A 26,518-nucleotide genomic window follows, 5' to 3' on the forward strand; every position below is an offset into this window, starting at 1 on the left:
GATGATGCTCCAGTCCTTCGATCCGGCGTCACGCGAACTGGTCTGGGAAGGGCCGGTCGCGAATGCGGAGGATTGCCGCCGCGCCATCGCCGCCGCCCGCGCCGCCCTGCCCGGCTGGCGCGCGCTGCCCGTGGACGACCGCATCACCGTCGCCCGGCGCTATGCCGCGATCCTGGGCGAGCGGCGCGCGGCGCTGTCCGAACTCATTTCCCGCGAGACGGGCAAGCTGCTCTGGGAAAGCGACGCCGAAGTCGGGTCGATGATCGCCAAGGTCGACGTGTCGACCAAGGCCCATGCCGAACGCACCGGCGAGCGGAGCGCCGACATGCCGTTCGGCCGCGCGGTTCTGCGCCATCGCGGCCATGGCGTGATGGCGGTGCTCGGTCCCTATAATTTTCCCGGCCACCTGCCCAATGGCCATATCGTCCCCGCCCTGATCGCGGGCAATGCGGTGGTGTTCAAGCCATCGGAGATCACCCCCGCCACCGGCGCGGCGATGGCCGACGCCTGGGCGGCGGCGGGCCTGCCCGACGGTCTGCTGACCGTCTTGCAGGGCGGCCGGGCGACCGGAGAAGCGCTGGTCGCGGGCGACATAGACGGGCTGCTCTTCACCGGATCGGCGGGCGCCGGGGCGGCGCTGCGCCGGGCGCTGGTGGACCGGCCGCACGTCATCATGGCGCTGGAACTGGGCGGCAATAATCCGCTGATCGCCTGGGACTCACCCGAAGCCGCCGCGTCGATCATCGTCAACTCCGCCTTCGTCACCACCGGCCAGCGCTGTTCCTGCGCCCGCCGCCTGATCGTGCCCGAAGGATCGGTCGGGGACGCGATCGTCGAGGCGACCGCCGCGCTCGCGGCGCAACTGCCGATCACCGCCTGGAACGAGCCGGGCGAGGCCTTCATGGGGCCTCTCGTGTCCGACCAGGCCGCCGCAGCGGCGCATCGGGCGGTCAGCGACCTGATCGCGCGCGGCGCACAGGTGATCCGCCCGTTCGACGGAATCGAGGGCCATAGCGCCGCCTTCGTCACTCCCGCCCTGCTCGACATGACCGGCATCAAGGCGCCGGACGCGGAGATTTTCGCGCCGGTCCTGTCGGTCATCCGGGTGCCCGATTTCGACGCCGCGATCGCCACCGCCAATGCGACCAGCTTCGGCCTGTCCGCCGGCCTGATCTCGCAGGATGAGGCACTCTGGCGGCGGGTGGTCGAGGAAAGCCGCGCGGGCGTGGTCAATCGCAACCGGCCGACGACCGGGGCGGCGGGCAACATGCCCTTCGGCGGCCTCGGCGCATCGGGCAATCACCGCCCCAGCGCCTATTATGCCGCCGACTATTGCGCCTATCCGATCGCCAGCTTCGAGGCCGACGAAGTCGCAGCCGTGCCGGTTAACGGCTTGAACATCACACAGGCTTAGGGCAACGGCAGCGCATCATCCGCGGAGGGGCCGTTGCCAAATCCTGTCGTTCCATCCTGGGTTCTGACCCTGGTCTGCGCCGATCGCGTCGGCATCGTCGCCGCCGTCAGCCGCTTCCTGGCGGAGCGCGGCGGGTTCATCACCGACAGCCAGCAATATGCCGACCGGGAGGCCGACCTCTTCTTCATGCGCGTCGCGTTCGAAGCGACCGACGAGCGGATGCGCGATACCGACGGGCTGCGCGCGGACTTTGCCGGGATCGGCGAACAATTCGCGATGGGCTGGGTGCTGACCGCCGCCAGCCACCGGCCCCGGATGCTGATCGCCGTATCGAAGGGATCGCATTGCCTGGCCGACCTGCTGCATCGCTGGCAGACGGGAATGCTGGCGGTCGACATCATGGGGGTGGTGTCGAACCATCCCGACATGCGCCGCATCACCGAATGGCATGGCATCCCCTATCATGAGCTGCCCGCCAATGGCGACAAGGCGGCACAGGAAGCCGCGCTGCTCGACATTTTCGACCGCAGCCGGTCCGACTATCTGATCCTCGCGCGCTACATGCAGGTGCTGTCGGAGGAACTGGTCGAGCGACTGGCGGGACGCTGCGTCAATATCCACCACAGCTTCCTGCCCGGCTTCAAGGGCGCCCGTCCCTATCACCGCGCGCATGAGCGCGGGGTCAAGCTGATCGGCGCGACCGCGCATTTCGTCACCGCCGACCTGGACGAGGGGCCGATCATCGAGCAGGCGGTCGAGCGGATCGACCATCGCGCCACCGCCGACGACATGGTCCGCATCGGCCGCGACATCGAGGCGCAGGTGCTGGCGCGCGCCGTCGGCTGGATCGCCGACCGGCGCGTGCTGCTGAACGGCGGCAAGACGGTGGTGTTCCGGTAGGTTCCCGTCCGTTAAAGCCCCAGCCGCTCCCAGAAATCGTCCGCCTTGATCGTAGCGCTGGGCACCGGCTTGCGCTCGGCGCTCGCCCAGGACGAATGGGGCAGAAAGACATGGGCGGCCGCCGAGCGGGCGGGGCTGCGCTGTTGCCGGCGCGAACTTATGGTCTTGCGTGTCATCGTCTTCTCCTGATCAAGGGAACACGACACCTGGCGAAGTCGCCTGGGGAACCGTGCGCTTTAGCCGTTGGTGACGCGGAGCAAGCTGACATCCTTCAAAAGCCGCGAAGCGCCGGGCGCTCGCCGCTCTATCTAGTCATTCGGTAGAGAAAGTCCAAATAGCTTTGCTTGGCCAGGTGCCAGCCTGGCTTGGGTCAGGACAGCCGGTGCAGCGCGCACAGCTTGTTGCCTGACGGATCGCGCAGATAGGCAAGGTAGAGCTTGCCGAAGCCGCCTTCCCGCACGCCGGGCGGATCTTCGCAGGCGGTTCCACCGGCGGCAAGGCCCGCGGCGTGCCAGGCATCGGCCTGTGCGGGCGAGTCCATGGCAAAGCCGATCGTCCCGCCATTGGCATGGCAGGCCGGCTGGCCGTCGATCGGCCTGCTGACCATGAACAGCGCGCCCTTGTGCAGGTAAATCAGGCGCCCCTTGTCATCGACCATAGCGGCTTTGCCGCCCAGCGTCGCAAACAGCGAATCGTAGAAGGCCCGCGACGCGTCGATGTCATCGGTCCCGACCATGACATGGCTGAACATGCCTCTCTCCCCAAGTTTCTCAAAGTAAGCGCGGCCGCAGGACAGGCGGCAGCGAGGCGCGACGCTGAAGGCAGGAGACGATCGACGGTTCATCATGAACCGTCAGGAGAGGGATCAGGATATGACGCTATACAGGAACCAGCCGACGATCAGCAGGCTCGACACGATGCAGATACGATCACCAAAAATGTCGATACGAGACATTAGTAAACATCCTTCCACCCTTGGGCGATCTTTCGTCGCCTCTGTGGAAAGACTACATCAGTTTTACGGCAAGCGGAACAGCAAAATTGCGGCGGATCGCCCCGTTGGGACGGCGAACCGCTCATCCGTGCCTCTTGAAATGGTCAGGGCCTAACGCACCGCCCCAACGCTCGCCCTTTCAGCCCCAGGCCGCCCCGCGATGGCGCAGAAAGGCGCGAGTCGCCTCCTGCGCGCCGACATAGGCTTCCTGGAACTCGGCGCTCCAATATTTGAGGTCGTCGAGGTCGATTCGCGAGCCCGAGACGGCGCAGACCACGAACTGCCCCGGCCGCACGATATCGAAATGCGGTGTCTCATAATGAAGCACCGCCAGCCCCTGAATATCCGCATTCATCCCGGACGCCATCAGTCGCCGGTCAGGATGCGGTCGACCAGCTGCTTCACGGTCGGCACAAACCCGTTCGAGTAGAAGGGGTCCTGCTTGAAGCGATAGGCGGCATGGCCGGCGAACAACAGATTCTTGTCGAGGTCGCCGCCATGGACCGATTCCTGGAGCGACTTCTGGATGCAGAAGCTGCGCGGATCGGCGAGGCGGCCGGTCGAGTTGGTCTCACTGTCCATCCAGCTGGAGAAGGCGCATTGGCTGAGGCAGCCCATGCAGTCGGTCTGGTCCTTGCGGATTTCCGCCTTCTCTTCCTCTGTGACGAAGACGAGCGTATTGTCCGGCGTCTTGAGCGCGGAGGTGAAGCCCGCGCCGAACCATTCGCGGGCACGCTGAAGGTCACCGAGCGTCACCCAGAAATTCTTGCCCTTCACGCCGACGTCGAGCTGGTGGGTATGATCGCCCGCCTGTTCGGTGCTGAAGGGAATCTGCCGGTCCGAACGCGCTTCGAGCGAGCGCAGGAAAGGATTGCGGATCGCCGAGCTGTAGAAGCCGGTCGGCGAGAAACGGTGCAGCAGCACGTCGCCCGGTTCCAGCTGCATCAGCCGGTCTTTCCAGAGCTGCGGGATCGGGCTTTCCTGCGTCAGCAGCGGGCGGGTACCGAACTGGAACATGATCGCGCCCAGTTCGGGATTGTCGATCCAGTCGTTCCAGTCCTTGAGCGCCCAGACGCCACCGGCCATCACGATCGGCACATCGTCCGAAATGCCGCCTTCGCGCATGGTTGCGCGCAGGTCACGGACGCGGGGATAGGGGTCCTGCGGCGCGCGCGGGTCTTCCGCGTTGGAGAGGCCGTTATGGCCGCCCGCGAGCCAGGGGTCTTCATAGACGACCGCCGCCAGCCATTCCGATGCCTTGGAATAGGCGCGTTTCCACAGCGCGCGGAAGGCGCGGCCGGAGGAGACGATGGGGAGATAGCTGACATTGTAGGAGGCGGCGATCTCGCTGAGCTTGTAGGGCATACCCGCGCCGCAGGTGACGCCCGCGACCATGCCCTTCGTCTTTTCGAGCACGCCGTGCAGCACGCGCTGGGCGCCGCCCATTTCCCACAGCACGTTGATGTTGATCGCGCCCTTGCCGCCGGCGATCTCGAAGGCGCGCTTCACCTGCTCGACGGCACCGTCGATGGCATAGGCGATCAGTTCCTCATGCCGGTCACGACGGGTGCGACCATGATAGATCTGGGGGATGACGTTGCCGAAGCTGTCATAGCTGTCGGCGTTGACCGCAGACACCGTGCCGATGCCGCCGGCAGCCGCCCAGGCGCCCGAACTGGCATGGTTGGACACGGCAACGCCCTTGCCGCCTTCGACCAGCGGCCAGACTTCGCGGCCACCATAGACGATGGGCTTCAACCCCTTGAACAACGACATCTCCTGCGCAACGGCCCGGCCCCCTCGACCGGGTAAAAAGCGACCCTATAGCAGCTTTGGCTGTCTATGACGAATTTCGCGCGCCCTAGCGCAAAATCATGGGGCTGGCCAGTGCCTCCCCGTACAGGCGTGCATAGGCGTTTACCATCTGCTCCTCGACATAGTCGCGCTCCGCGCGCTGCCGGTTGGCGGCGCCCAGGCGCGCGCGCAGGTCCGGGTCGGCCGCCAGCGCGCCCAGCGCATCGGCCAGCCCCGCCTCGTCCGGCACGACCAGGGGGCGGTTTTCGGGCGCGACCATATTGGCGACGTCGCCCACATCCATGGACGCGACCGGCACGCCGGCCGCCATCGCTTCCACCAGCGAGATCGGAAACTGCTCGCTGTCGGAGGACAGGGCAAAGATGTCGAACAGGCCGACGAAGCGCCAGGGGCGGTCCATGAAGCCGGCGAGGTGGAGGTCGTCCAGACCATGGGCGGCGGCTTCGGCCAGGATGGCGTCGCGCTCCGGCCCCTCGCCCACCACCACAAGTTGCAGCCGGTCCCGATGCGCGGCGACCGCGCGGACGAGGCGCGGGATATTCTTGACCGGGCGCAGTCCGGCAAGCGTCCCGACCAGCAGCTTGCCGGGGGAGCGGACAAGGCCGGGAATGGCGTCCGGCGCGGGCGGCGCGGCGTAGCGGGCGACGTCGATGCCGTTGCGGATCAGATGGACCCTGCCCTCCGGTTGCTTCCACACCTGCCGGGCGATCCCCTCCAGCCGGGCCGAGGGCACGACCAGCGCATGGGCGTGGCGCAGCGCCAGACGGCGATAGAGATTGCGCCGGGGGTTGAGGCCCGCCGCCTCGTCGGCGTTGAAGCCATCTTCATGATGGACCAGCGGCGGCATCATGGACAGCGAACTGGACAATTGATGGGCCATGACCGCATCCATCGCCCCCCAATTGTAAGTCAGTATTAAATCAAATCTTTTCAGATATTTAGCTATATTCCGGAAGCGCACATAGCCGGGACGGCCGGCCATGGCCGGCGCATCGGGAAAGTCGACCGGAACATGCGCGCCGATCGCCGCGCGCGCGCCCATCGCATCCGGCGCGGCGCTGACGATGCTGTGCCGCGCCCGATCGCCCCAGATGTTCATCAGCCGGATGGCGCGGGCTTCCTTCCCCCCCAGGGTGAAGCTGCCATGGACGTGGAGGATATGGGGCCGGGGCTGGCCGGAACCATCAGCCATGGAGGACGCGGCTCAGCAGCCGGTCGATGGCGGCGACGCTTTCCGGCTCGTCGAGCGCGGGGGCGTGGCCGACATGGGGGATGGTCGCCAGTTCGGCGCTGTCGCCCATGTCCCGCACCATGCGTTCCGCGGTGGCGGCGCCGAGCAGGTCGGACCGTTCGCCGCGCAGCAGCAGCGTCGGGATGCCGGCGAAGGCCTGCATCACCGGCCACATGTCGACGCCCGCCTCGCTGCCCATGGCGCGGATGGGTTCGGCGATCTTCATGTCATAATCGAGCACCACGCGGCCGCCGCTGTTGAGGCGATAGAGGCGCTTGGCCATGGCGATCCATTGTTCCAGATCATAGCCGGGATAGACATCCGCATTGGCCTCCGCCAGCGCGCGGGCGGCATGGACCCAGGTCGGGTGCGACTGGCCGACGCCGACATAGGAGCGGATGCGCGCCAGCCCCGCATCGTCCAGCGTCGGGCCGACATCGTTGAGTAGCGCGCCCGCCAGCCATTCGCGCTGGGTAGCGGCGATCAGCATGGTGATGATGCCGCCCAGCGAGGTGCCGATCGCAACGAAACGGGTGATGGCAAGGTCGGCGAGCAGACGGCTGATGTCCTGCAAATAGGTGAGCGGGACATAGGTCATCGCGTCCTTGGCATAGGCGCTTTCGGCGCGACCGCGCATGTCCGGGCAGATCAGGCGCCATTCGCCCGCCAGCCGGCCGGCCAGCGGCTCGAAATCGCGGGCGTTGCGGGTCAGGCCGGGCAGGCAGAGCAAGGGCGGGCGCCCGTCATCGCCGCCCCCCTCGGCTGGATAGTCCCGATAATGAAGCCGCAGCCCGTCGGGTGACCACCAATATCCGTCCTTGTAGCCGGTCAAGCTTGATCCTTCCGCCCTCACTCCCTCATATCGCCATATGAACCAGACGCCGCAAGCCGCCAAATATCGTCCCGCCACCGAAATCGACGCGCTGATGCCGGACATTGCCGATCCGGTCGCCGCGGCGGACTTCCCGCAGACGATCCTGCGCTACCGCAATGACCGGGCGGCGGCGGCGGTGGGGCTGGACGGGCTGAGCGACGCGCAATGGATCGCGCATTTCGGGCGCTTCGCGCCGCTGGAGGGCAGCCTGCCCCGGCCGCTGGCGTTGCGATACCATGGCCATCAGTTCCGCCATTATAATCCCGACATCGGCGACGGGCGCGGATTTCTGTTCGCGCAAGTGCGGGACGACAGGGACCGGCTGCTGGACCTGGGCACCAAGGGATCGGGCCAGACGCCCTATAGCCGCTTCGGCGACGGACGGCTGACGCTGAAAGGCGGCGTGCGCGAGATATTGGCGACAGAAATGCTGGAGGCGCTGGGCGTCCACACGTCCAAGACCTTTTCGATCATCGAGACGGGCGAGGCGCTGGAGCGCAATGACGAGCCTTCGCCGACGCGCGGCGCCGCGATGGTGCGCCTGTCCCATTCGCATATCCGCATCGGCAGCTTCCAGCGGGCAGCTTTCCACGAAGACAAGGCGCTGTTGGAGAAGCTGACCGACTATGCGCTGACGCGGCTCTATGGCGAGACGCCGGGGGACAATCCGGCCGCGCAACTGCTGGGCCGGGTGGTCGAGCGGACCGCCGACCTGGCGGCGAGCTACATGATCGCGGGCTTCGTGCATGGCGTGCTGAACAGCGACAATATCAATGTGACGGGCGAGAGTTTCGACTATGGGCCTTGGCGCTTCACGCCGCTGTGGGACGCTGGCTTCACCGCCGCCTATTTCGACCATCAAGGGCTTTATGCCTTCGGGCGGCAGGCCGAGGCGATCCATTGGGACGTCGCGCAGCTGGCGGTGTCGCTGCGCCCGCTGGTGGAGGCGGAGCCGCTGATCGCGCAACTGGAGCGTTTCCCGACGCTCTATGGGGAGGCGATGCAACGCCGTTTCTGCTGGCGGATGGGCGTCGAGCCGGGGGCCGAGCCGGGTCCGATGATCGAGGCGGCGGTGCGCGGCATGGTGACGACAGGCACCGGGATCGACGTTTTCTTCCATGACTGGCGCGGCGGCACGGCGCGCGACGGCGCGTCCTATGGCGACGCGGCCTGGGCGCCCTTCCGCGTGGCGATCGCGGATTTCAGCGCGTTGCCCGGAGCGAAGGACCATGACTATTGGGCCGACGAGGTTCCCTGCTCCATGCATATCGACGAGGTCGAGGCGATCTGGAGCGCGATCGACAAGGAGGACAACTGGGGTCCGCTGCACGCCAAGGTCGCCGCGATCCGGCGCATGGGCGAAGCGCATGGGGATGCGCCGGCGGTGGCGTGACGCGGGCGCAGGCTTCACCCCGTTGAAGATAGTCCGTCATAGCCAGCGCAGCGGCGTATCAGGATAGAGCCATCGGCCTCCAGGACGCGCCCATCATCCCCCTCTTCTTTCGTTAACCAATTTCCGGCATATCATGGCGCAAATGTCCGCGTCGCTTACATCCCATGAACCCGCAACCGGCGCCCTGCTGTGGCAGGGCGAGCCAGGCGATGTCGATGCCGAGGTGGCGCGCGCCCGCGCCGCCTGGCCGCGCTGGGCGGCGCAGCCCATCGCCTATCGGATCGAGACGCTGCGACGCTTCGTCAATGTCGTTCGCCGCAACGAGGAGGCGCTGGCCGACCTGATCGCGCGCGAGACGGGCAAGCCGCTGTGGGACGCGCGCTCCGAGGTCGCCGCCGTCATGGGCAAGGTGGACATCAGCGTCGCCGCCTATTCGGAACGCACCGGGCAAAGGCGGCTGGAGGCGGCGCTGGGCGCGCGCCAGTCCGTGCGGCACAAGCCCCATGGCGTGATGGCGGTGCTTGGCCCCTATAATTTCCCGGCGCACCTGCCCAACGGCCATATCATCCCAGCGCTGCTGGCGGGCAATGCGGTGGTTTTCAAGCCGTCGGAAAAGACGCCGGCCGTGGGCGAGATGCTGGTGAAGCTCTATCATGAGGCGGGGGTGCCGATCGATGCGGTGCGGCTGCTGGTCGGCGGGTCGGACGCGGGCAAGGCGTTGGCCGCCCATGCCGATGTCGGCGGGATATTGTTCACAGGATCGGCCCAGACGGGCATCGCGATCAACCGGCAGTTCGCGGCGCAGCCGTCCAAGATCCTGGCGCTGGAGATGGGCGGCAACAATCCGATCGTCGTGTGGGACACGCCGGAAATCCATGCCGCCGCGACCATCGTCATCCAGTCCGCCTTCCTGAGCAGCGGCCAGCGCTGCACCGCCGCCAGCCGGCTGATCGTCCGGGACAGCCTGGCCGACGCGCTGATCGCGGAGGTCAAGAAGCTGGCGGACCGGCTGATCGTCGACCATCCCCATGCCGACCCCACGCCCTATATGGGTCCGGTGATCGACAATCAGGCCGCCGACGGGCTGACCGAAAGCTTCCTCTGGCTGATGAGCAACGGCGGCCGCCCGATCAAGCATATGGTCCGGCCGCAAAAGGGCCTGCCCTTCCTGACGCCGGCGATCATCGACGTGACCGGCATGAAGGAGCGGCCCGACGTCGAACTGTTCGGACCCTTGTTGCAGGTGATCCGCGTGGCCGAGTTCGGCGATGCGATCGCGGAGGCGAACAACAGCCGCTATGGCTTGGCCGCGTCGCTGGTCGGCGGGTCGCCCGAACAATATAGCCAGTTCTGGTCGAACATCCGCGCGGGCGTGGTCAACTGGAACCGGCCGACCAACGGCGCTGCGTCCAACGCGCCGTTCGGCGGGGTCGGCGTGTCGGGCAATCACCGGCCAAGCGCCTATTATGCCGCCGATTATTGCGCCTATCCGGTGGTGTCGGCCGAGATCGAGACGCCGCGCGCTTCCATCGGCGTGGGGCTGAAGGACATCGATGTCAGCGCCATGGGCGACTGACCGCCGGGCCCGCAAAAACTTTTCCTAATCCCCGCCATACCCATTCTGAATTGAACTCGCGCGGCGCTTTCGCCATGTGGCGACCATGGCTGACAATGCACCTGCTACCGTTCACCTGGTGGGCGCGGGACCGGGCGATCCGGAACTGCTGACCATCAAGGCCGTGCGCCTGATCCGCGACGCGCGGGTCATCGTGCATGACGGGCTGGTTTCCGACGAGATATTGGCGCTGGCCGGGCCGCAGGCGGAACTGATTTCCGTCGCCAAGCAGCGCAGCCGCCATTCGATGCCGCAGGACGCGATCAACGCGCTGCTGGTCCGCTGCGCGCTGGCGGGCGAGCCGGTGGTGCGGCTGAAGGGCGGCGATCCCTTCATTTTCGGCCGCGGCGGCGAGGAAGTGGACGCCTGCCGCGCGGCGGGCGTGCCGGTGGAGGTGGTGCCGGGCATCAGCGCGGCGATCGGCAGCGCGGCGGCCGCGCAGCTCCCCCTCACCCATCGCGAGGCGTCGAGCGCGGTCACTTTCGTCGCGGGCCAGTGCAAGGGATTGTCCGACCAGGACTGGTCGGGACTGGCGGGGAAGGGCCGCACGCTCGTCATCTATATGGGCGTCGCGACGGCGGCCGACATTGCCGACAAGCTGATCGCAGACGGCGTGTCACCGGCGATCCCGGTGGCGGTGCTGGAAAATGGCACGCGCGCCGACATGCGCAGCTTGCGCACCCTGCTCGCCGACCTGGGCGACATGGTGGCGCGGGAGAAGGTCGTCAGCCCGGCGCTGATCGTGGTCGGCGACGTGGCGGCCCATGCGCTGGCGCGTGACGTGCTGATCGCGTGTCGCGATGCAGCCGGGACTATGGAAGGCGCGGCAACGACTGCGCCGGATGGGAAAAGGGTAGAATGAAGATATTGACGGGCAATGACCTGGTGAGCGGCGACGTCATCTGGTGGGCGGGCGACGGCTGGTCGCGCCAGGTGGGCGACAGCGTCGATGTGGGCGAACATGGCGACGACCTGGCCCGCACCGAGGAAGCCGCGCTCCGCGTGGTGGGCGCCTATGTGATCGACGCGACCGTCACGCAGGACGGCGTGCGCCCGGCCCATATCAAGGATCGCATCCGCGCGCTGGGGCCGACCGTGCGTCCCGACCTGACCCTGAAACCGAATGACGCCGATGCCGGCAACTGGGTGATCTGACCATGTATCGCTACGACAGCTACGACCAGTCCATCGTCGACGCCCGCGTCGAGGAGTTTCGCGACCAGGTGCAGCGCCGCCTGACCGGCGCGCTGACCGAGGACCAGTTCAAGCCGCTGCGGCTGATGAACGGCCTCTATCTGCAACTCCACGCCTATATGCTGCGCGTCGCCATCCCCTATGGCACGCTGAGCGGCAAGCAGATGCGCAAGCTGGGCGAGATCGCGGCGAAATATGACCGGGGCTATGGCCACTTCACCACGCGCCAGAACCTGCAATATAACTGGATCAAGCTGGCCGACGCGCCCGACATCCTCGCCGAGCTGGCGACGGTGGAGATGCACGCCATCCAGACCAGCGGCAATTGCATCCGCAACATCAGTTCCGACCAATATGCGGGCGTGAGCGCCGACGAGGTGGCGGACCCCCGCCCCTGGGCCGAACTGCTGCGCCAATGGTCGAGCTTCCACCCGGAATTCACCTATCTGCCGCGCAAGTTCAAGATCGCGGTGGTCGCCAGCGACGAGGACCGCGCGGCGATGCGGCTGCACGATATCGGCCTGAAGCTGGTCGAGCGTGACGGCGTCATCGGTGCCGAAGTCTATGCCGGCGGCGGCATGGGCCGCACCCCGATGGTCGCCCCGCTGATCCGCGACTTCGTGCCGGAAGAGGAGATCATCTCCTATCTGGAAGCCTGCCTGCGCGTCTACAACCGCTATGGCCGCCGCGACAACAAGTATAAGGCGCGGATCAAGATCCTGGTCCATGAGATCGGCGTCGAGGAATATAAGCGGCAGGTCGAGGAAGAGTTCGCCCATATGCGGACGCTGGGCCTCAACCCGCCGAGCGAGGAACTGGACCGCATCCGCGCCTTCTTCGCCGCACCCGCCTATGAAACGGGCCTGAGCGGAGAGATCGACCGCAGCGATCCGGCCTTCGCCTTGTGGGTCGACCGGCAGGTCGCGGCGCACAAGGCGCCCGGCTATGCGATCGTCAATATCAGCCTGAAGCCGCTGACCGGAATCCCCGGCGATGCGTCGGCCGAGCAGATCGCGCTCGTGGCGGACCTGGCAGAACGCTATAGTTTCGACGAACTGCGTGTGACTCATGCGCAGAATCTCGTCCTGCCGCATGTTCGGAAGGCCGACCTCCACGCCATCTGGCAGAAGCTGGACGAAGCGGGGCTGGCCGAGGCGAACCTGGACCTCATCACCGACATCATCGCCTGCCCCGGCCTCGATTATTGCGCGCTCGCCAACGCCCGCTCGATCCCGCTGGCACAGAAGATCGCGCAACGCTTCGCCGATGCCGAGCGTCAGGCGGAACTTGGCGAGTTGAAGCTCAAGATTTCAGGCTGCATCAACGCCTGCGGCCACCATCATGCCGGCCATATCGGCATATTGGGCGTCGACCGGAAGGGCGTGGAGAATTTCCAGCTGCTGCTCGGCGGGTCGGGCGCGGAGGATGCTTCGCTCGGCCAGATCACCGGCCCCGGCTTCTCCGAGGACGGCGTGGTCGACGCGATCGAGAAAGTCACGGACATCTACCTGGCCCAGCGCGAAAGCGGCGAACGCTTCCTCGACACCTATCGCCGCATCGGCATGAAGCCGTTCAAGGAGGCGATCTATGGTTGAGTTGTCGTCTCGAAAAAAAATCTTTGTCGTTTCCGCGAAGGCGGAAACCCATCTCCTGAGCGATCCCCAGCCGCAAGGTCAGGAGGTGGATTCCCGCCGCCGCGGGGATGACGGGATGGGTCAAATGGACGGAGGCTTTTAGGATGGTTGAATTTCTGTCGTTCCGCGAGGGCGAAGCGGGCCAGGAACCGGCGGTCACGGTCGAATCCTTCACCGGCCAGTCCAACGCCACCGCCGTCCGCATCGAACCGGGCGAGGATGCCCGCGAACTGCTGCCCTATCTCGACCGGCTGTCGCTGGTCGAGGTGAACTTCCCGGCCTATGGCGACGGGCGCGGCTATTCGGCCGCGCGCATCCTGCGGGAAGCGGGCTATCAGGGCGAATTGCGCGCCGTGGGCGACGTGCTGGTGGACCAGATCAACGCGATGCGCCGCTGCGGCTTCGACAGTTTCCACCCCGTCAAGGCGCTGGATGACGCCGCCGTGGAGCGCGCGCTCAACCGCTATGCCGACGTCTACCAGAAGGCGATCGACGGCCGCAGCCCGGTGTGGGCGAAGCGGCACCCGGAGAAAATAGATGGCTGAACCTGCCCGCCAGATTGATGTGATCGATGCGCGCCCCGCCTTTACCCAGGGGCAAGCCGACGCGCTGAACGCGCGGTTCGAGGGCGTCGATACGCTGACCATGCTCAAGACCGTGTTCGCAGAAGGCCTCGCCGGCAATGTCGCCGTCGTCTCCTCCTTCGGCACGGAGAGCGCGGTGCTGCTCGATCTGGTGGCGAAGGCGGACCCGACCGTGCCGGTGATCTTCGTCGACACGCTCAAGATGTTCGCCGAGACGCTGAACTATCGCGATACGCTGATCGCGCGGATGGGCTTCACCGACAGTCGCACGGTGACGCCGCTGGCGGACGTGATCGCGAAGAAGGACGAAACCGGGCTGCGCTGGTCCTACGATCCGGACGGGTGCTGCGAAATCCGCAAGGTCGAGCCGATGAAGCGCGCCAAGGATGGCCTCGACGCCTGGATTTCGGGCCGCAAGGCGTTCCAGTCGGTGACGCGCCAGAACCTGCCCCGGTTCGAGGTGGAGGATGGCCTGCTGAAGCTCAACCCGCTGGGCGACTGGACCAAGACCGACCTGGAAGCCTATTTCGCCGAGCATGACCTGCCGCGTCACCCGCTGGAAAGCCAGGGCTATCTGTCGATCGGCTGCGAACCCTGCACGTCCAAGGTGCTGCCGGGCGAAGACCCGCGCGCGGGCCGCTGGCGCGGCTGGGACAAGGTGGAATGCGGCATCCACTCGCCGGTTTCGCCGATCCCGGTGCCCGTCGCCGACCCGGACGATCCGGCGAACATGCCGGTCTTCTGAGGGGACGGGATTTACGCTACCCGGCTTGGGGAAAGGTCGCCTTTGGCGGCCTTTTTCCTGGCCGCCCTTACCTGCTTCACGTGCCCCAAAGACCCGGGAGTCCGGCTTATCCCGCCGCCTTCACGATTTCCGCCCATGCCTCTTCTGTGATGACTTCGATGCCGAACGCCGTCGCCTGCTTGAGCTTGCTGCCCGCCCCCGGCCCGGCCACGACCAGATCGGTCTTCGCACTCACTGATCCCGCCGCCTTCGCGCCCAGCCGTTCGGCCTGTGCCTTGGCCTCGTCGCGGCTCATGGTTTCGAGCTTGCCGGTGAAGACGACAGTCTTGCCCGTCACCGCGCTGGCGGTGGTTTCCACGACATAATCGGGTGGCGACACTTCAGAGAGAAGATCGTCCCAGACCGCCTGATTATGCGGTTCATGGAAGAAGTCGGCCAGCGCATGGCCCACCGCCGCGCCGACATTTTCAACGCCGATATGCTCGGCGATCGCCTTGTCGCGCTTCGCCTGTGTTTCGGCCGGGTCGGCCATGTCGCGCAGGGCGATGATCTCCTGCGCCAAGGCGCGGATGCCGGCGAGCGTCGTGTAGCGCTTGAGCAGGTCACGCGCCGTGACCGCGCCGACATGGCGGATGCCCAGGCCAAAGAGCAGGCGCGCGGCGTCCGGCGCGCGCTTGGCCTCGATCGCGGCGAGGAGATTATCGACCGACTTTTCCTTCCAGCCTTCGCGCGCCAGAAGATCGGCGCGATGCCGTTTCAGGCGGAAGATGTCGGCCGGCTCGGTGATCCACCCAAGGTCGAGAAATTCCTGGATGCTTTTTTCGCCCAGCCCTTCGATGTCGAGCGCGGCGCGGCTGACGAAGTGGCGCAGCCGCTCGAACCGCTGGGCCGGGCAGATGAGGCCGCCGGTGCAGCGATAATCGACTTCCTCCTCCTCGCGCACCGCTTCGGAGCCACAGACCGGGCAATGGGTCGGGAAGGGAAAGGCCGCTCGCACTTCGTCGCGAGTCAGATTGTCGACCACCTGCGGGATGACGTCGCCCGCGCGCTGGACGATGATGCGGTCGCCGGGGCGGACGCCCAGGCGCGCAATCTCGTCAGCATTGTGCAACGTGACGTTGGAGACGACCACGCCGCCCACGGTGACGGGGGTGAGGCGACCGACGGGGGTCAGCTTGCCGGTGCGGCCGACCTGGATGTCGATGGATTCGAGCGTGGTCTGCGCGCGTTCGGCGGGGAATTTATGGGCGATGGCCCAGCGCGGGGCCTTGGCGACGAAGCCGAGGCGCTGCTGCCAGTCGAGCCGGTCGACCTTGTATACGACGCCGTCGATATCGAAGGGCAGGTCGGCGCGCGCGGCCTCTATGCCCCGATAATGGGCGATGAGAGCTTCGAGGCTGTCGACGCAGGCGAGCATGTCGGAGACGGGCAGGCCCCAGGAAGCGATCGCCTGCATGACGCCCAGTTGGGTGTCGGCGGGCAGTGCGCCATGGGCGCCCCAGCCATGGGCAAGGAAGCGCAGCGGGCGGCTGGCGGTGACGGCCGCGTCCTTCTGGCGCAGCGACCCGGCGGCAGCGTTGCGGGGGTTGGCGAACTGGCGCGCCTTGTCCGGGTCGTCGGCTTCGGCGAGGAGGCGCTGGTTGAGCGCCACGAAATCGGCCTTCGCCATATAGACCTCTCCGCGCACTTCGAACAGGTCGGGGATATTGGAGCCGGTCAGGCTCTGGGGAATATCGGCGATGGTGCGGACATTGGCGGTGACATCCTCGCCGGTCGCGCCGTCGCCGCGCGTCGCGGCGAGGACCAGTTCGCCCTTTTCATAGCGGAGCGAACAGGAGAGGCCGTCGATCTTCGGCTCGGCGGTGAGCGCGAGCGGCGCATCGTCGGGCAGCGCAAGGAAGCGGCGGACGCGGGCCAGGAACTCTGCGATGTCCTCGTCCGAAAAGCCGTTGTCGAGGCTCATCATGCGGACGGCGTGCGGCACCTTCTTCAGCGCGGAGGTGGCGGCGGCGCCGACCTGGGCATTGGGCGAATCGGCGCGGATCAGGTGCGGGTAGGCAGCCTCCAGCGCGTTGTTTTCGCGGATCAGCGCGTCATAGGCGGCGTCCGTGATCTCCGGCGCGTCCTGGTCATGATAGAGGCGGTTATGCTTCGCCACTTCGCGCGCCAGGCGCATCAGGCGGTTGGCGGCTTCGGCTTCGGTGAGGGTCGCGGGGTCGGTCATGGGGGATGCTTTAGCGCCGGCTTCAGATTCCCGCCACCGGCACGGTATCGAACCGTTGCCCGAAGCCCGCGATGATGGGCCGCGCCTGGGCGATGGCGGCGCGGACGGCAGGGAGTTTGAGGGAGGCGGCATGGCTTTCGCGGCTGTCCCAGACTTCGGTGATCCAGATCGCGTCGGGATTGGCGCTGTCGAACGCCACGACATAGGAGAGGCAACCGGGCATCGCGCCGGTCGCTTCCGCGAGGATGGCGGCCAGTTCGTCGCGCTTGCCGGGAAGGCTCAGCATCTGGCCGATCAGGCCGTAGCGGGGCTTTGCCTCCTGCGCTGCGGCGGGGATGGCGGTGGCGGCGATCGCGGCGGCGGCGAGGCCGAGCATGTCTCTGCGATCATGGGTCATGCGCCTTCCCTTTTCCTCATGGGCCGTTCGTTTCTCGACTTCGCTCGAAACGGACGGCCGTCTCTCTAAACCCGCTCCAGCAAGCGTTCCGCCTGCGCCCTTGCTTCCGCCGTGATCTCCGCGCCGGAGAGCATCCGGGCGATTTCCTCGCGCCGTTCGGCTTCGTCCAGCGCGTGGACGCCGGTGCGGGTGACGGTGCCGTCGCTGGACTTGGCGATCAGCATATGGCCCGCGCCGCGCGCGGCGACCTGCGGACTGTGGGTGACGACGAGGATCTGGTTGCTGCGGGCGAGGCGCGCGAGCCGCTCCCCGATGGCGTCCGCGACTGCGCCGCCCACGCCCCGGTCGATCTCGTCGAAGATCAGCGTGTCCGCCCCGCCCCGTTCGGCCAGCGCGACCTTGAGCGCGAGGATGAAGCGGGACAGTTCGCCGCCGCTCGCGATCTTCGCCAGCGGGGCGAAGGGCGCGCCGGGGTTGGTCGAGATTTCGAACTCGACCCGGTCCATGCCCTGCGCGCTCCACTGCCCCTCGTCCAGTTGCGCGACGACGGTGCGGAAGCGGGCCGCGTCCAGTTTGAGCGGCGCCAGTTCGCCCGCCACGGCGGCGTCGAGGCGGCCGGCGGCCAGTTGGCGTTCGGCCGACAGCGCCTGCGCGGCGGCGCGATAGGCGGCGGCCTTCTTCGCGACCTCCTTTTCCAGCGCGGCGATATGCTCCTCCCCGCCCTCGATGGCGGCGAGTTTCGCGGCCATCTCGTCGCGCAGGGCGGCAAGATCGTCGGGCGCGACCTGATGCTTGCGGGCAAGGCCGCGCAAGTCGAACAGCCGCGTCTCGATCGCGTCGAGGCGGGCGGGATCGAAGCTGAGCGCTTCGGCGGCCTCGGCAAGCCGATCCTCCGCCTCCCCCGCTTCCACCACGGCGCGGTCGAGCGCTTCGAGCACGGCGGTCAGCAGCGGCTCTTCCCCGGCGATGCGGTCGATCCGGCGCGCGGCCTGGCGCAACTGGGCCAGGCCACCGTCGGAGCCGGCCAGGCAATCGGCAACGGCGGAGAGGTCGTCGGCGAGGCGCGCGCCCTTCTGCATATTGGCCCGCTCCTCGGCCAGCGTCGCTTCCTCGCCGGCTTCGGGCGCGAAGGCGCGCAGTTCCTCGACCGCGTGCGTCAGATAGTCGCGGTCGCGCGCGGCGTTGGCGACGATCGTGCGCGCTTCGGCGAGCGCGGTCGCCGCCATGCGCCAGGCGGCATGGCCGGACGCGACCGCTTCGGCCTCGCACCGGCCATAGCTGTCCAGCAGCGCCCGGTGGCCGCGCGGGTTCAGGAGGCCGCGATCGTCATGCTGGCCATGGATTTCGACCAGGGCGCTGCCAAGGTCGCGCAGCAGCGCCGCCGAACAGGGCTGGTCATTGACGAAGGCGCGGCTGCCGCCATCGGCCTTCACCAGCCGGCGGATCAGCAGCGGCTCGCCCGGCTCTATGTCGATGCCATTATCCGCCAGCAGCGCGGTGGCGCGATGGTCGGCGGCCGGCGGCTCGAAGCTGGCGACGACGCTGGCCTGCGCTTCGCCATTGCGGACGAGGCCGCTGTCGGCGCGCGCGCCCAGCGCCAGGCCCAGCGAATCGAGCAGGATCGACTTGCCCGCCCCCGTCTCTCCGGTCAGCACGGAAAGGCCCGCGCCGAACTCCAGGTCCAGCGCCTCGATCAACACGACATTGCGGATGGCGAGCGCGGTCAGCAAGACACCAGACTCCCCCCTCCTTTACAAGGAGGGGCCGGGGGTGGGTGCGCCGCGTCAGCGGCGCTCGATAACATGAAGGCCGGACGCGCGCTCCGCTCGCGACCCACCCCTAACCCCTCCCTGGAAGGGACGGGACCATGTTGGATTCAAGCCTTGCCGCCATGTTCCTGCATCAGCTTGTAGCTGCGTTCATACCATTTGGTGCCGGGATAGTTGCGGCCCAGCACGGCGGCGGCCTTCTGCGCTTCGGCGGGGATGCCGAGCGAGAGATAGGATTCGACCAGTCGCTCCAGCGCTTCGGGCGTGTGGGTGGTGGTCTGATATTTGTCGATCACGGTGCGGAAGCGCAGCGTGGCGGCGAGCCACTGGCCGCGACGCTGATAGAAGCGGCCGACCTCCATCTCCTTGCCGGCGAGGTGATCGTTCACCAGATCGACCTTCAGCCGCGCGTCGGCGGCATAGCGTGTGTCGGGATAGCGGCGGATCAGTTCGCCCAGCGCGTCCATCGCCTGGCTCGTGATCTTCTGGTCGCGGGTGACGTCGGCAATCTGCTCATAATAGCAGAGCGCGATCAGATAATAAGCGTAGGGCGCGTCCTTGTTGCCGGTGTGGATCGACAGGAAGCGCTGCGAGGCGGAGATCGATTCCGCATAGTCGCGGTTCATATAATAGCTGAAGGCCGACATGAGCTGCGCCCGGCGCGCCCAGGGCGAATAGGGATGCTGGCGCTCCACTTCGTCGAACAGGGCAGCGGCGAGCTTGTACTGGCCGCGATCGAGCCGCGCCTTGCCGCTGTTGTAGAGGGTCGACACGTCACGGGCGACATAGAGGGTGTCGGCCTTGTTCTTCGATGTCGAGCAGCCGGTCAGCACGGGCGAGGCGATCAGGACCAGGGTGGTGGCCGCGCCTATGCGCGTCAGGGTTTTCGTCAGCATGGGCCGGGTCATAGCCGAGCGGATCGCCGTCGCCAAGCGGCAGAATGGCCGGGCGTTCAACCGGCCATGCGAAGCGGCAGGTCGAGCCGCGCGACAGCCCCCTTCGGGCTTCCCGGTTCCAGCATGAAACGCCCGCCCAGCTGCGCCGCGAGCGCATGGGCGATGCGCAGACCGAGGGATTCGCCCTGCCCCGGCTCGAAACCGGATGCGATCCCCTGCCCATCGTCGGCAATGCGCAGCGCGAGTCCGTCCTCCCGCCTCGTCAGCGTCACTTCTATGCGCCCCGGCCGGTCGGGCAGGCCATGTTCGATCGCGTTGGCGACCCCTTCGGCGACGATCAGCGCGAGCGGCACGCAGACCTCCGGGTCGAGCGCGAGATCGGCGGGCGCGTCGAGGTGGAGGCGAATATCGTCGCGGCCGCTGGCGTCGAGCAGGTCGGCGGTCAGCGTCGCGAGGAAGGCGCGCATGTCCTGCCCCTTGCGCTCAGGATCGTAGAGCGCGCGGCTGATCCGGCCGACCAGCGCGAGCCGGGCGGAGGCATCGTCGAGCGCGCGCCGGGCGACATCATGATCGACATGGCGCCGCTGGAGCGAGAGCATGGCGGCGACGACCTGAAGATTGTTGGACACGCGATGCTGAAGCTCGTGAAACAGCAGTTCGCGATTCTCCGCCAGCGCCCGGCTGCGTTCGCGCTCCACCGCCAGATTATAATTGGCCCGCTGCATGAAGTGGATGAGGATGATGTCGACCACGACCACGGTGGTGTAGAAGAACAACGCCACCGCCACCGCAGGATCGAGCGCCAGCCGGTGGAAGGGCGGGATGAAGAAATACCAGGACAGGAGGCCGCACAGCAGAGCCGCGAAAATGCCGGGTCGCACGCCGAACAGGAAGGACGAGAGGATGACCGCGGGAAAGAAGGTGACGAAGGGATAGCCCTGCGGCAGCAGCGGTTCGGCAGCCATGCGCAGCAGCATCGCCGCGCCGCAGAAGATCAGCGTCAGCCCATAGGCATAGACCGGCCGATCGAGGACGAGCGGCAGGCGTTCGACAAAGCGCTCATTCCTCCGCTGCATCATGATCCCCGGACAAGTGTCGTTACAGTATCAAAACTTTAGGCGAGCGCATTGATCGAAATCAGTCGATCCTCGCACCACCCCAAAAAAAGGGCGTCCGGATCAACCGGACGCCCTGATTTTTATCGCTTCGTCGCGGGCCAGCCGGCCCACGGCAGCGGATCAGTCCTGGGTCAGGAAGTCGGGCAGACCGGCGCTGGAGCCGTCGTCGTCGCCCTTGCCGCCTTCGTTGCGCGGGCCACGGTCACGGCGCGGGCCGCGATCGCCGCCCCGGTCACCACCGCGACCACCACGGTCGCCGCCGTCACGGCGCGGGCCGCGACCACGGTCGCCGCGATCCCCACGGTCGCCGCGCGGTTCGCGCGGTTCGCGGGCCGGACGGGTGTCTTCCAGTTCCTCTCCGGTTTCCTGATCGACAACGCGCATCGACAGGCGAACCTTGCCGCGCGGATCGATCTCGAGAACCTTGACCTTCACTTCCTGGCCTTCCGACACGACGTCGGTCGGCTTTTCGACGCGCTCATTCTTCATTTCGGAGACGTGGACGAGACCGTCCTTGCCGCCCATGAAGTTCACGAACGCACCGAAATCGACGATGTTGACGACCTTTCCGGTGTAGACCTTGCCGACTTCCGCTTCCTCGACGATGCCGAGAATCCACTTCTTGGCGGCTTCGATCTGGGCGATGTCGGACGAGCTGATCTTGATGATGCCCTCGTCGTCGATGTCGACCTTGGCGCCGGTTTCCGCGACGATCTCGCGGATGACCTTGCCGCCGGTGCCGATGACGTCACGGATCTTCGACTTGTCGATCTGGATCGTCTCGATGCGCGGGGCATGGGCCGACAGCTCGGTGCGGGTCGAGGACAGCGCCTTGCTCATCTCACCCAGGATATGGGCGCGGCCTTCCTTGGCCTGGCGCAGCGCGACTTCGAAGATTTCCTGCGTGATGCCGGCAACCTTGATGTCCATCTGCATGGTGGTGATGCCCGCTTCGGTACCGGCCACCTTGAAGTCCATGTCGCCCAGATGATCCTCGTCGCCCAGAATGTCGCTGAGGACAGCGAAATTCTTGCCTTCCAGGATCAGGCCCATGGCGATGCCCGACACCGGACGCTTCAGCGGAACGCCCGCGTCCATCATCGACAGCGAACCGCCGCAGACCGTCGCCATCGACGACGAGCCGTTGGACTCGGTGATGTCGGAGAGGACACGGATGGTGTAGGGGAACTCGTCCTTGGTCGGCAGGACCGGGTGCAGGGCGCGCCATGCGAGCTTGCCATGACCGACTTCGCGACGGCCCGGCGCGCCGAAGCGGCCGACTTCACCAACCGAATAGGGCGGGAAGTTATAGTGCAGCATGAAGCTTTCATAATGAACGCCGACCAGGCCGTCGATCATCTGCTCGGCGTCCTTGGTGCCCAGCGTGGTGGTGCAGATCGACTGCGTTTCACCACGGGTGAACAGCGCCGAACCATGGGTGCGCGGCAGGAAGCCGACCATCGCCTCGATCGGGCGGATCTGGGTGGTGGTGCGGCCGTCGATGCGCTTGCCGTCCTTGAGGATGGCGCCGCGCACGATTTCCGCTTCCAGCTTCTTGGTCAGCTTGATGCCGGCCATCACGGTCTGGGCGTCGAGACCTTCCTCGGTGAACCAGGCCTTCGCCTTGGCGCGGGCTTCGTTCAGGGCGTTGGAGCGGGCCGACTTGTCGGTCAGCTTGTAGGCGGCCGTGATGTCCTTGCCGATCAGCTTCTTCAGCTTCTTCTTCAGGTCATCCAGGTCATCGCCCTTGGCGACGGCCCACGGATCCTTCGCTGCCTTCTCGGCCAGCTCGATGATGGCTTCGACGATCTTCTTCGACGCTTCGTGCGCGAAGAGGACGGCGCCGAGCATGACGTCTTCCGACAGCTCCTTGGCTTCGGATTCGACCATCATCACGGCATTGTGGGTGGCAGCGACGACCAGGTCGAGTTCGCCGGTCTTCACTTCGTCGAGCGACGGGTTCAGCTGATATTCGCCATCCTTGTAACCGACGCGGGCGGCGCCGATCGGACCCAGGAACGGCACGCCCGACAGGGTCAGCGCGGCCGACGCGGCGATCATCGCCACAATGTCGGGCTCGCTTTCGCCGTCGAAGCTCAGAACCTGAGCGATGACGTTGATTTCGTTATAGAAACCTTCAGGGAACAGCGGGCGGACCGGACGGTCGATCAGACGGGAAACCAGCGTTTCCTTTTCCGTGGCGCCACGCTCACGCTTGAAGAAGCCGCCCGGAATGCGACCGGCGGCCGAATATTTTTCCTGATAGTGGACGGTCAGCGGGAAGAAGTCCTGCCCTTCCTTCACCGACTTGGCGGCGGTCACGGCGCACAGCACCACGGTTTCGCCATAGGTCGCCAGCACGGCGGCGTCGGCCTGACGCGCGATACGGCCGGTTTCGAGGGTCAGCGTCTTGCCGGCCAGCTCGATTGATACCTTCTTTACATCGAACATAGATTTTTCCTTCGCCCGCGCGGCCCTATTGCCGGGCGGGGCCTGTGTTGCGGACTAACCGGCCCGCTGCGGTGTCGGGGCATCGTCTGGCCCCTTGAATGAAACAGGGCGCCGAATTGCGCCCTATTCCAGAATCGGAAACGGCCCCGAATGGGGCCGTCCCTTTGTAGCAGGCTTACTTGCGCAGGCCCAGCTTGGCGATGAGGTCGTTGTAGCGACCCGCATCCTTCTTCTTGAGATAGTCCAGCAGCGAACGGCGCTTGTTGACCAGCATCAGCAGGCCGCGACGGCTGTGGTTATCCTTGTGATGACCCTTGAAATGCTCGGTCAGGTTCGAGATGCGCTCCGACAGGATCGCAACCTGGACTTCCGGCGAACCGGTGTCGCCTTCGACGCGGGCATGTTCCTTGATCAGCGCTTCCTTGCGCTCAGCAGTAATCGACATCGGCTTCCTTTCTGATTTAGAGATTAAAGCCGCGCACCACCCGGATTTCCGGGCCACTGGCCTCCACCAGCGCGACGGGCGTTTCGCCCTCCATCGCCAGTAACAAACCGGTATGCGGTTTCCCCACGAGCACCTTCCCCTGTCGGAGAGCCAGCGCGTCATCGGGAGAGACTGCGAGAGCCGGGATGTCGTCCAGCCCCGCCGTCAACGGCAGCATTAGCCCACCGATGCCGCCGCCCCTAGCAGCTTCGTCCAATTTGTCCAGCGAAATCGCGGAATCCAGGGTGAACGGCCCGGCCTTCACCCGGCGCAACATGGTGACATGGCCGACCGTGCCGAGCGCCAGAGCGATGTCGCGGGCAAGCGAACGGATATAGGTGCCCTTGGACACATGGGCGGTAAGGGTGATCTGGCCCAGCCGTTCGTCGTTTCCGTCCTCGCGGGGATGGCAAAGCCGCAGACCGTGGATCGTCACCGATCGCAGCTTCATCTCGACCGCCTCCCCCTTGCGGGCGAGGTCGTAGGCGCGCTGGCCGCCGATCAGGATGGCGCTATAGGCGGGCGGCGCCTGCTCGATGGGGCCGGTGAAGCGCGGCAGGATCGCTTCCACCTGCGCCAGCGTGGGCCTGTGATCGCTCTCCACAATCACCTTCCCCTCCAGATCGAGCGTGTCGGTCTGGACACCGAAAGCGACAGTGAAATCATAGATCTTGTCGCTGTCGAGCATCCGGCCCGCCAGCTTCGTCGCCTCCCCGATCGCGATCGGCAGCACTCCGGTCGCCAGTGGATCGAGCGTGCCGCCATGGCCGACCTTCCACTTGCCCGCTCCGCCCAGAATCTCCCGCTGGATGCGCAGCGCGCGCTTGACCGCGCTGACCGCCTGGGTCGAACCGAGGCCATGGGGTTTGTCGAGGATGATCCAGCCGTGCATGGCGCGCCTGTAGAGCGGCGAGCCGCCGCTGTCAGCCCTGCATCTGCTCCACGAAATGGCGGCGGCACAAGGCGAGGTAGCGGTCATTGCCGCCAATTTCGGTCTGGTCGCCCTGCCGGATCGCCCTCCCCTGCCCATCGACACGCAGGTTCATGATCGCCTTGCGCCCGCATTCGCAGATCGTCTTGATCTCGCTCAGCGTGTCGGCGAGGCCCAGCAGCGCGGCGCTGCCGGGGAAGAGCTGGCCCTGGAAATCGGTGCGGATACCGTAGCAGAGGACCGGAATATTGAGCCGGTCGCAGACACCGCCCAATTGCCAAACCTGCGCCTCGCTCAAAAACTGCGCCTCGTCCACCAGCACGCAGGACAGCGACGTCGCGTCATGCTGCGCGGAGATGGCGGCGAGCATGTCGGTTTGGCTGTCGAACAGATGCGCCGGCGCCTCCAGCCCGATGCGCGACACGATCCGCCCCTGGCCATAGCGATCGTCCACCGCCGCAGTCCAGAGCATCGTGTCCATGCCGCGTTCGCGATAGTTGAAGTCCGATTGCAGCAGGGTTGTCGATTTGCCAGCATTCATCGAGCTGTAGTAGAAATAAAGCTTCGCCATCGGCGTTGGATTAGCGGATTGTGGGCGCGACGCCAGCGAGGAAACGAACCAGCGCATCGGCGAGCGCGATCCGCTTGTCGGAGAAGCCATGATCGGTCGGCCAGACCATCAGCCGGGCGTCGGGATTGGCGCCCTGCGCGTCGGCGGCGACCTTGCGCGCCATGGCGCCGATGCCCCGCTCCGCGCCGATGATGGAGAGCGGGCGGCGGCCATAGCCGGCGAGGCGACGGCCGAGGTCGAACTTGGCGCCGTCGGCCCTGATCTCGCCGGTCAGGCTGTCATAGGTCGCGCCGGCCAGCGGCGGCAGGTCGCCTGCCACCTCCGCCTTCCAGTCCGCCTCGCCTTCCGGCGTGGCGAGCGCGGCGACGGTCTGCGCCGGATCCCAGGGATCGATCAGGAACAGTCCCGCGACGCGCGGTTCGGCTGCGGCGGCATCGGCGGCCATGAAGCCGCCCATGCTGTGCCCCGCCACCACGATCGCGCTGGTGTCGATGCGATAGCGGGCCACGGTCGAGGGCTGTTGCAGGAACTGGAGCGCGGCGAAGGCATCTTCCGAGGCATTGCCGAAGGAGAAGCGGCCGGGGCTGCCCCAGCTGCCGCGATAATGGAGGGTCAGGACGTTCCACCCGGCGCGACGCGCGGCCTGGGCAAGGTCCAGATTCTGCTCATTGCCCGGAAAGCCGTGAAGCAGCAGCAGGGTAGGATGGATGCCCGCACCGGCGGCGGTATAGAGGACGGCGTTCATCGCGCCATCCTGCGCCGGGATGACGAAGGCGCTCATGCCGGCGGGATAGGCGGCGTCGGGCCGCGGATCGGTGACGACGGCGGGATGGATGGCGGGGTCTTTTGCAAGGGCGGGGGCGGCAACCGCACAGGCCAGGATCATGACGGAGGGAAAACGCATCATTTCGGAACCTCGATTGCTACAGGCGGATCGGCCAGCTTGCGGAAAGCCTCTCCATCAAACGTCACGAATGCTTCGGCACCGTTCGCGCCAAGAACATGAATGGCATCGGCAATGTCCGCGCCGGCGCGAAACTGCGCCACGGCCCATCGAACGCCGTTGCCCTGCTCCACCTCGACATTCGGCAGGTCCATGATGTCGGACAAAATGTCGGCCAACGCCAGACGCCCCACCTTATACCGGCCACCCAGCAGCCAGGCCGTTTCAAGCATGACGGTAAGGGGAATGAAGATGCCTTCGGCGATCAGGGCGTCCGCGATCTCGGCCTGCCGAACATCATCCCGGACCAAGGCCCGAGCCAGGATATTCGAGTCCACCGC

At 66.5% G+C, this 26,518-nt stretch carries 26 protein-coding genes; 9 read left to right on the plus strand and 17 right to left on the minus strand.

Annotation, left to right across the window (positions count from 1 at the left end; all coding sequences use genetic code 11):
- Position 1 precedes the first annotated feature (1 nt).
- Both astD (K3M67_RS09760) and purU read left to right on the plus strand, forming a co-directional pair.
- Positions 2-1,414: a succinylglutamate-semialdehyde dehydrogenase gene (gene astD, locus K3M67_RS09760; protein WP_285832922.1), complete on the plus strand. Its 1,413-nt coding sequence runs from the start codon at positions 2-4 to the stop codon at positions 1,412-1,414.
- Positions 1,415-1,447: 33 nt separating this feature from the next.
- Entirely contained in the window at positions 1,448-2,314 is an 867-nt protein-coding gene (purU, locus tag K3M67_RS09765; protein ID WP_285831380.1) for a formyltetrahydrofolate deformylase, read from the plus strand.
- 11 nt (positions 2,315-2,325) lie between these two features.
- On the opposite strand, the gene K3M67_RS09770 is transcribed toward purU, so the two are convergent.
- From K3M67_RS09770 to K3M67_RS09795, 6 genes are all read right to left on the minus strand, one after another.
- On the minus strand, positions 2,326-2,490 hold the full coding sequence (locus K3M67_RS09770; protein WP_157102592.1) for a hypothetical protein: 165 nt from the start codon (positions 2,488-2,490) through the stop codon (positions 2,326-2,328).
- A 194-nt stretch (positions 2,491-2,684) separates the two neighbouring features.
- A complete protein-coding gene (locus K3M67_RS09775; protein WP_285831381.1) occupies positions 2,685-3,065 on the minus strand; it encodes a VOC family protein in 381 nt (126 codons plus the stop codon).
- A gap of 382 nt (positions 3,066-3,447) precedes the next feature.
- Positions 3,448-3,663: a DUF2093 domain-containing protein gene (locus K3M67_RS09780; RefSeq protein ID WP_285831382.1), complete on the minus strand. Its 216-nt coding sequence runs from the start codon at positions 3,661-3,663 to the stop codon at positions 3,448-3,450.
- An 11-nt stretch (positions 3,664-3,674) separates the two neighbouring features.
- Complete coding sequence (locus K3M67_RS09785) at positions 3,675-5,078, minus strand: NAD(P)H-dependent flavin oxidoreductase (RefSeq protein WP_066862890.1); 1,404 nt, start codon at positions 5,076-5,078, stop codon at positions 3,675-3,677.
- A 91-nt stretch (positions 5,079-5,169) separates the two neighbouring features.
- Positions 5,170-6,315 (minus strand): glycosyltransferase family 4 protein, encoded by a 1,146-nt coding sequence (locus K3M67_RS09790; RefSeq protein ID WP_066862098.1) that lies wholly within the window; start codon positions 6,313-6,315, stop codon positions 5,170-5,172.
- Positions 6,308-7,186, minus strand: coding sequence for an alpha/beta fold hydrolase (locus K3M67_RS09795; RefSeq protein WP_066862095.1), 879 nt, complete (start codon positions 7,184-7,186; stop codon positions 6,308-6,310). Before K3M67_RS09795 ends, K3M67_RS09790 begins: the two co-directional genes overlap by 8 nt.
- Positions 7,187-7,223: 37 nt before the next feature.
- On the opposite strand from K3M67_RS09795, the gene K3M67_RS09800 reads away from it, so the two are divergent.
- The 7 genes from K3M67_RS09800 (at position 7,224) to K3M67_RS09830 (ending at position 14,393) form a co-directional block, all read left to right on the plus strand.
- Entirely contained in the window at positions 7,224-8,621 is a 1,398-nt protein-coding gene (locus tag K3M67_RS09800) for a protein adenylyltransferase SelO family protein (protein WP_285831383.1), read from the plus strand.
- 142 nt (positions 8,622-8,763) lie between these two features.
- A complete protein-coding gene (gene astD, locus K3M67_RS09805; RefSeq protein ID WP_285831384.1) occupies positions 8,764-10,197 on the plus strand; it encodes a succinylglutamate-semialdehyde dehydrogenase in 1,434 nt (477 codons plus the stop codon).
- A gap of 85 nt (positions 10,198-10,282) precedes the next feature.
- Complete coding sequence (gene cobA, locus K3M67_RS09810) at positions 10,283-11,098, plus strand: uroporphyrinogen-III C-methyltransferase (RefSeq protein ID WP_285831385.1); 816 nt, start codon at positions 10,283-10,285, stop codon at positions 11,096-11,098.
- On the plus strand, positions 11,095-11,391 hold the full coding sequence (locus K3M67_RS09815; protein WP_066862086.1) for a DUF2849 domain-containing protein: 297 nt from the start codon (positions 11,095-11,097) through the stop codon (positions 11,389-11,391). The genes cobA and K3M67_RS09815 overlap by 4 nt, the downstream gene beginning before the upstream one ends.
- Positions 11,392-11,393: 2 nt before the next feature.
- The gene (locus tag K3M67_RS09820; protein ID WP_066862083.1) at positions 11,394-13,025 is read left to right on the plus strand and encodes a nitrite/sulfite reductase; all 1,632 of its coding nucleotides are present in this window, start codon (positions 11,394-11,396) and stop codon (positions 13,023-13,025) included.
- A gap of 143 nt (positions 13,026-13,168) precedes the next feature.
- Positions 13,169-13,609: a DUF934 domain-containing protein gene (locus K3M67_RS09825; RefSeq protein WP_066862082.1), complete on the plus strand. Its 441-nt coding sequence runs from the start codon at positions 13,169-13,171 to the stop codon at positions 13,607-13,609.
- Positions 13,602-14,393, plus strand: a complete 792-nt coding sequence (locus K3M67_RS09830) for a phosphoadenylyl-sulfate reductase (RefSeq protein ID WP_066862079.1) — start codon at positions 13,602-13,604, stop codon at positions 14,391-14,393. The genes K3M67_RS09825 and K3M67_RS09830 overlap by 8 nt, the downstream gene beginning before the upstream one ends.
- Before the next feature lie 106 nt (positions 14,394-14,499).
- On the opposite strand, the gene ligA is transcribed toward K3M67_RS09830, so the two are convergent.
- The 11 genes from ligA to K3M67_RS09885 form a co-directional block, all read right to left on the minus strand.
- Positions 14,500-16,617: an NAD-dependent DNA ligase LigA gene (gene ligA, locus K3M67_RS09835; RefSeq protein ID WP_285831386.1), complete on the minus strand. Its 2,118-nt coding sequence runs from the start codon at positions 16,615-16,617 to the stop codon at positions 14,500-14,502.
- Positions 16,618-16,639: 22 nt separating this feature from the next.
- Positions 16,640-17,014 (minus strand): putative quinol monooxygenase, encoded by a 375-nt coding sequence (locus K3M67_RS09840; protein ID WP_285831387.1) that lies wholly within the window; start codon positions 17,012-17,014, stop codon positions 16,640-16,642.
- Positions 17,015-17,079: 65 nt separating this feature from the next.
- The gene (gene recN, locus K3M67_RS09845) at positions 17,080-18,744 is read right to left on the minus strand and encodes a DNA repair protein RecN (RefSeq protein ID WP_285831388.1); all 1,665 of its coding nucleotides are present in this window, start codon (positions 18,742-18,744) and stop codon (positions 17,080-17,082) included.
- Between the two features lie 146 nt (positions 18,745-18,890).
- Positions 18,891-19,679 carry an outer membrane protein assembly factor BamD gene (locus tag K3M67_RS09850; RefSeq protein ID WP_066862880.1) on the minus strand — a complete coding sequence of 263 codons (789 nt, stop codon included), beginning with the start codon at positions 19,677-19,679 and terminating at the stop codon, positions 18,891-18,893.
- 56 nt (positions 19,680-19,735) lie between these two features.
- Entirely contained in the window at positions 19,736-20,755 is a 1,020-nt protein-coding gene (locus tag K3M67_RS09855; RefSeq protein WP_066862883.1) for a sensor histidine kinase, read from the minus strand.
- 162 nt (positions 20,756-20,917) lie between these two features.
- Positions 20,918-23,248, minus strand: coding sequence for a polyribonucleotide nucleotidyltransferase (gene pnp, locus K3M67_RS09860; RefSeq protein ID WP_285831389.1), 2,331 nt, complete (start codon positions 23,246-23,248; stop codon positions 20,918-20,920).
- Positions 23,249-23,423: 175 nt separating this feature from the next.
- A complete protein-coding gene (gene rpsO, locus K3M67_RS09865) occupies positions 23,424-23,693 on the minus strand; it encodes a 30S ribosomal protein S15 (RefSeq protein ID WP_066862064.1) in 270 nt (89 codons plus the stop codon).
- Positions 23,694-23,709: 16 nt separating this feature from the next.
- Positions 23,710-24,624, minus strand: a complete 915-nt coding sequence (gene truB / locus K3M67_RS09870) for a tRNA pseudouridine(55) synthase TruB (protein ID WP_285831390.1) — start codon at positions 24,622-24,624, stop codon at positions 23,710-23,712.
- 31 nt (positions 24,625-24,655) lie between these two features.
- Entirely contained in the window at positions 24,656-25,234 is a 579-nt protein-coding gene (locus tag K3M67_RS09875; RefSeq protein ID WP_285831391.1) for a thymidine kinase, read from the minus strand.
- 10 nt (positions 25,235-25,244) lie between these two features.
- Positions 25,245-26,138 (minus strand): alpha/beta hydrolase family protein, encoded by an 894-nt coding sequence (locus K3M67_RS09880; RefSeq protein ID WP_066862877.1) that lies wholly within the window; start codon positions 26,136-26,138, stop codon positions 25,245-25,247.
- Entirely contained in the window at positions 26,138-26,515 is a 378-nt protein-coding gene (locus K3M67_RS09885) for a type II toxin-antitoxin system VapC family toxin (RefSeq protein ID WP_232313872.1), read from the minus strand. The genes K3M67_RS09880 and K3M67_RS09885 overlap by 1 nt, the downstream gene beginning before the upstream one ends.
- Positions 26,516-26,518: the final 3 nt, after the last annotated feature.

It is taken from the genome of Sphingobium sp. V4 (assembly GCF_029590555.1).
Taxonomy (GTDB): Bacteria; Pseudomonadota; Alphaproteobacteria; order Sphingomonadales; family Sphingomonadaceae; genus Sphingobium.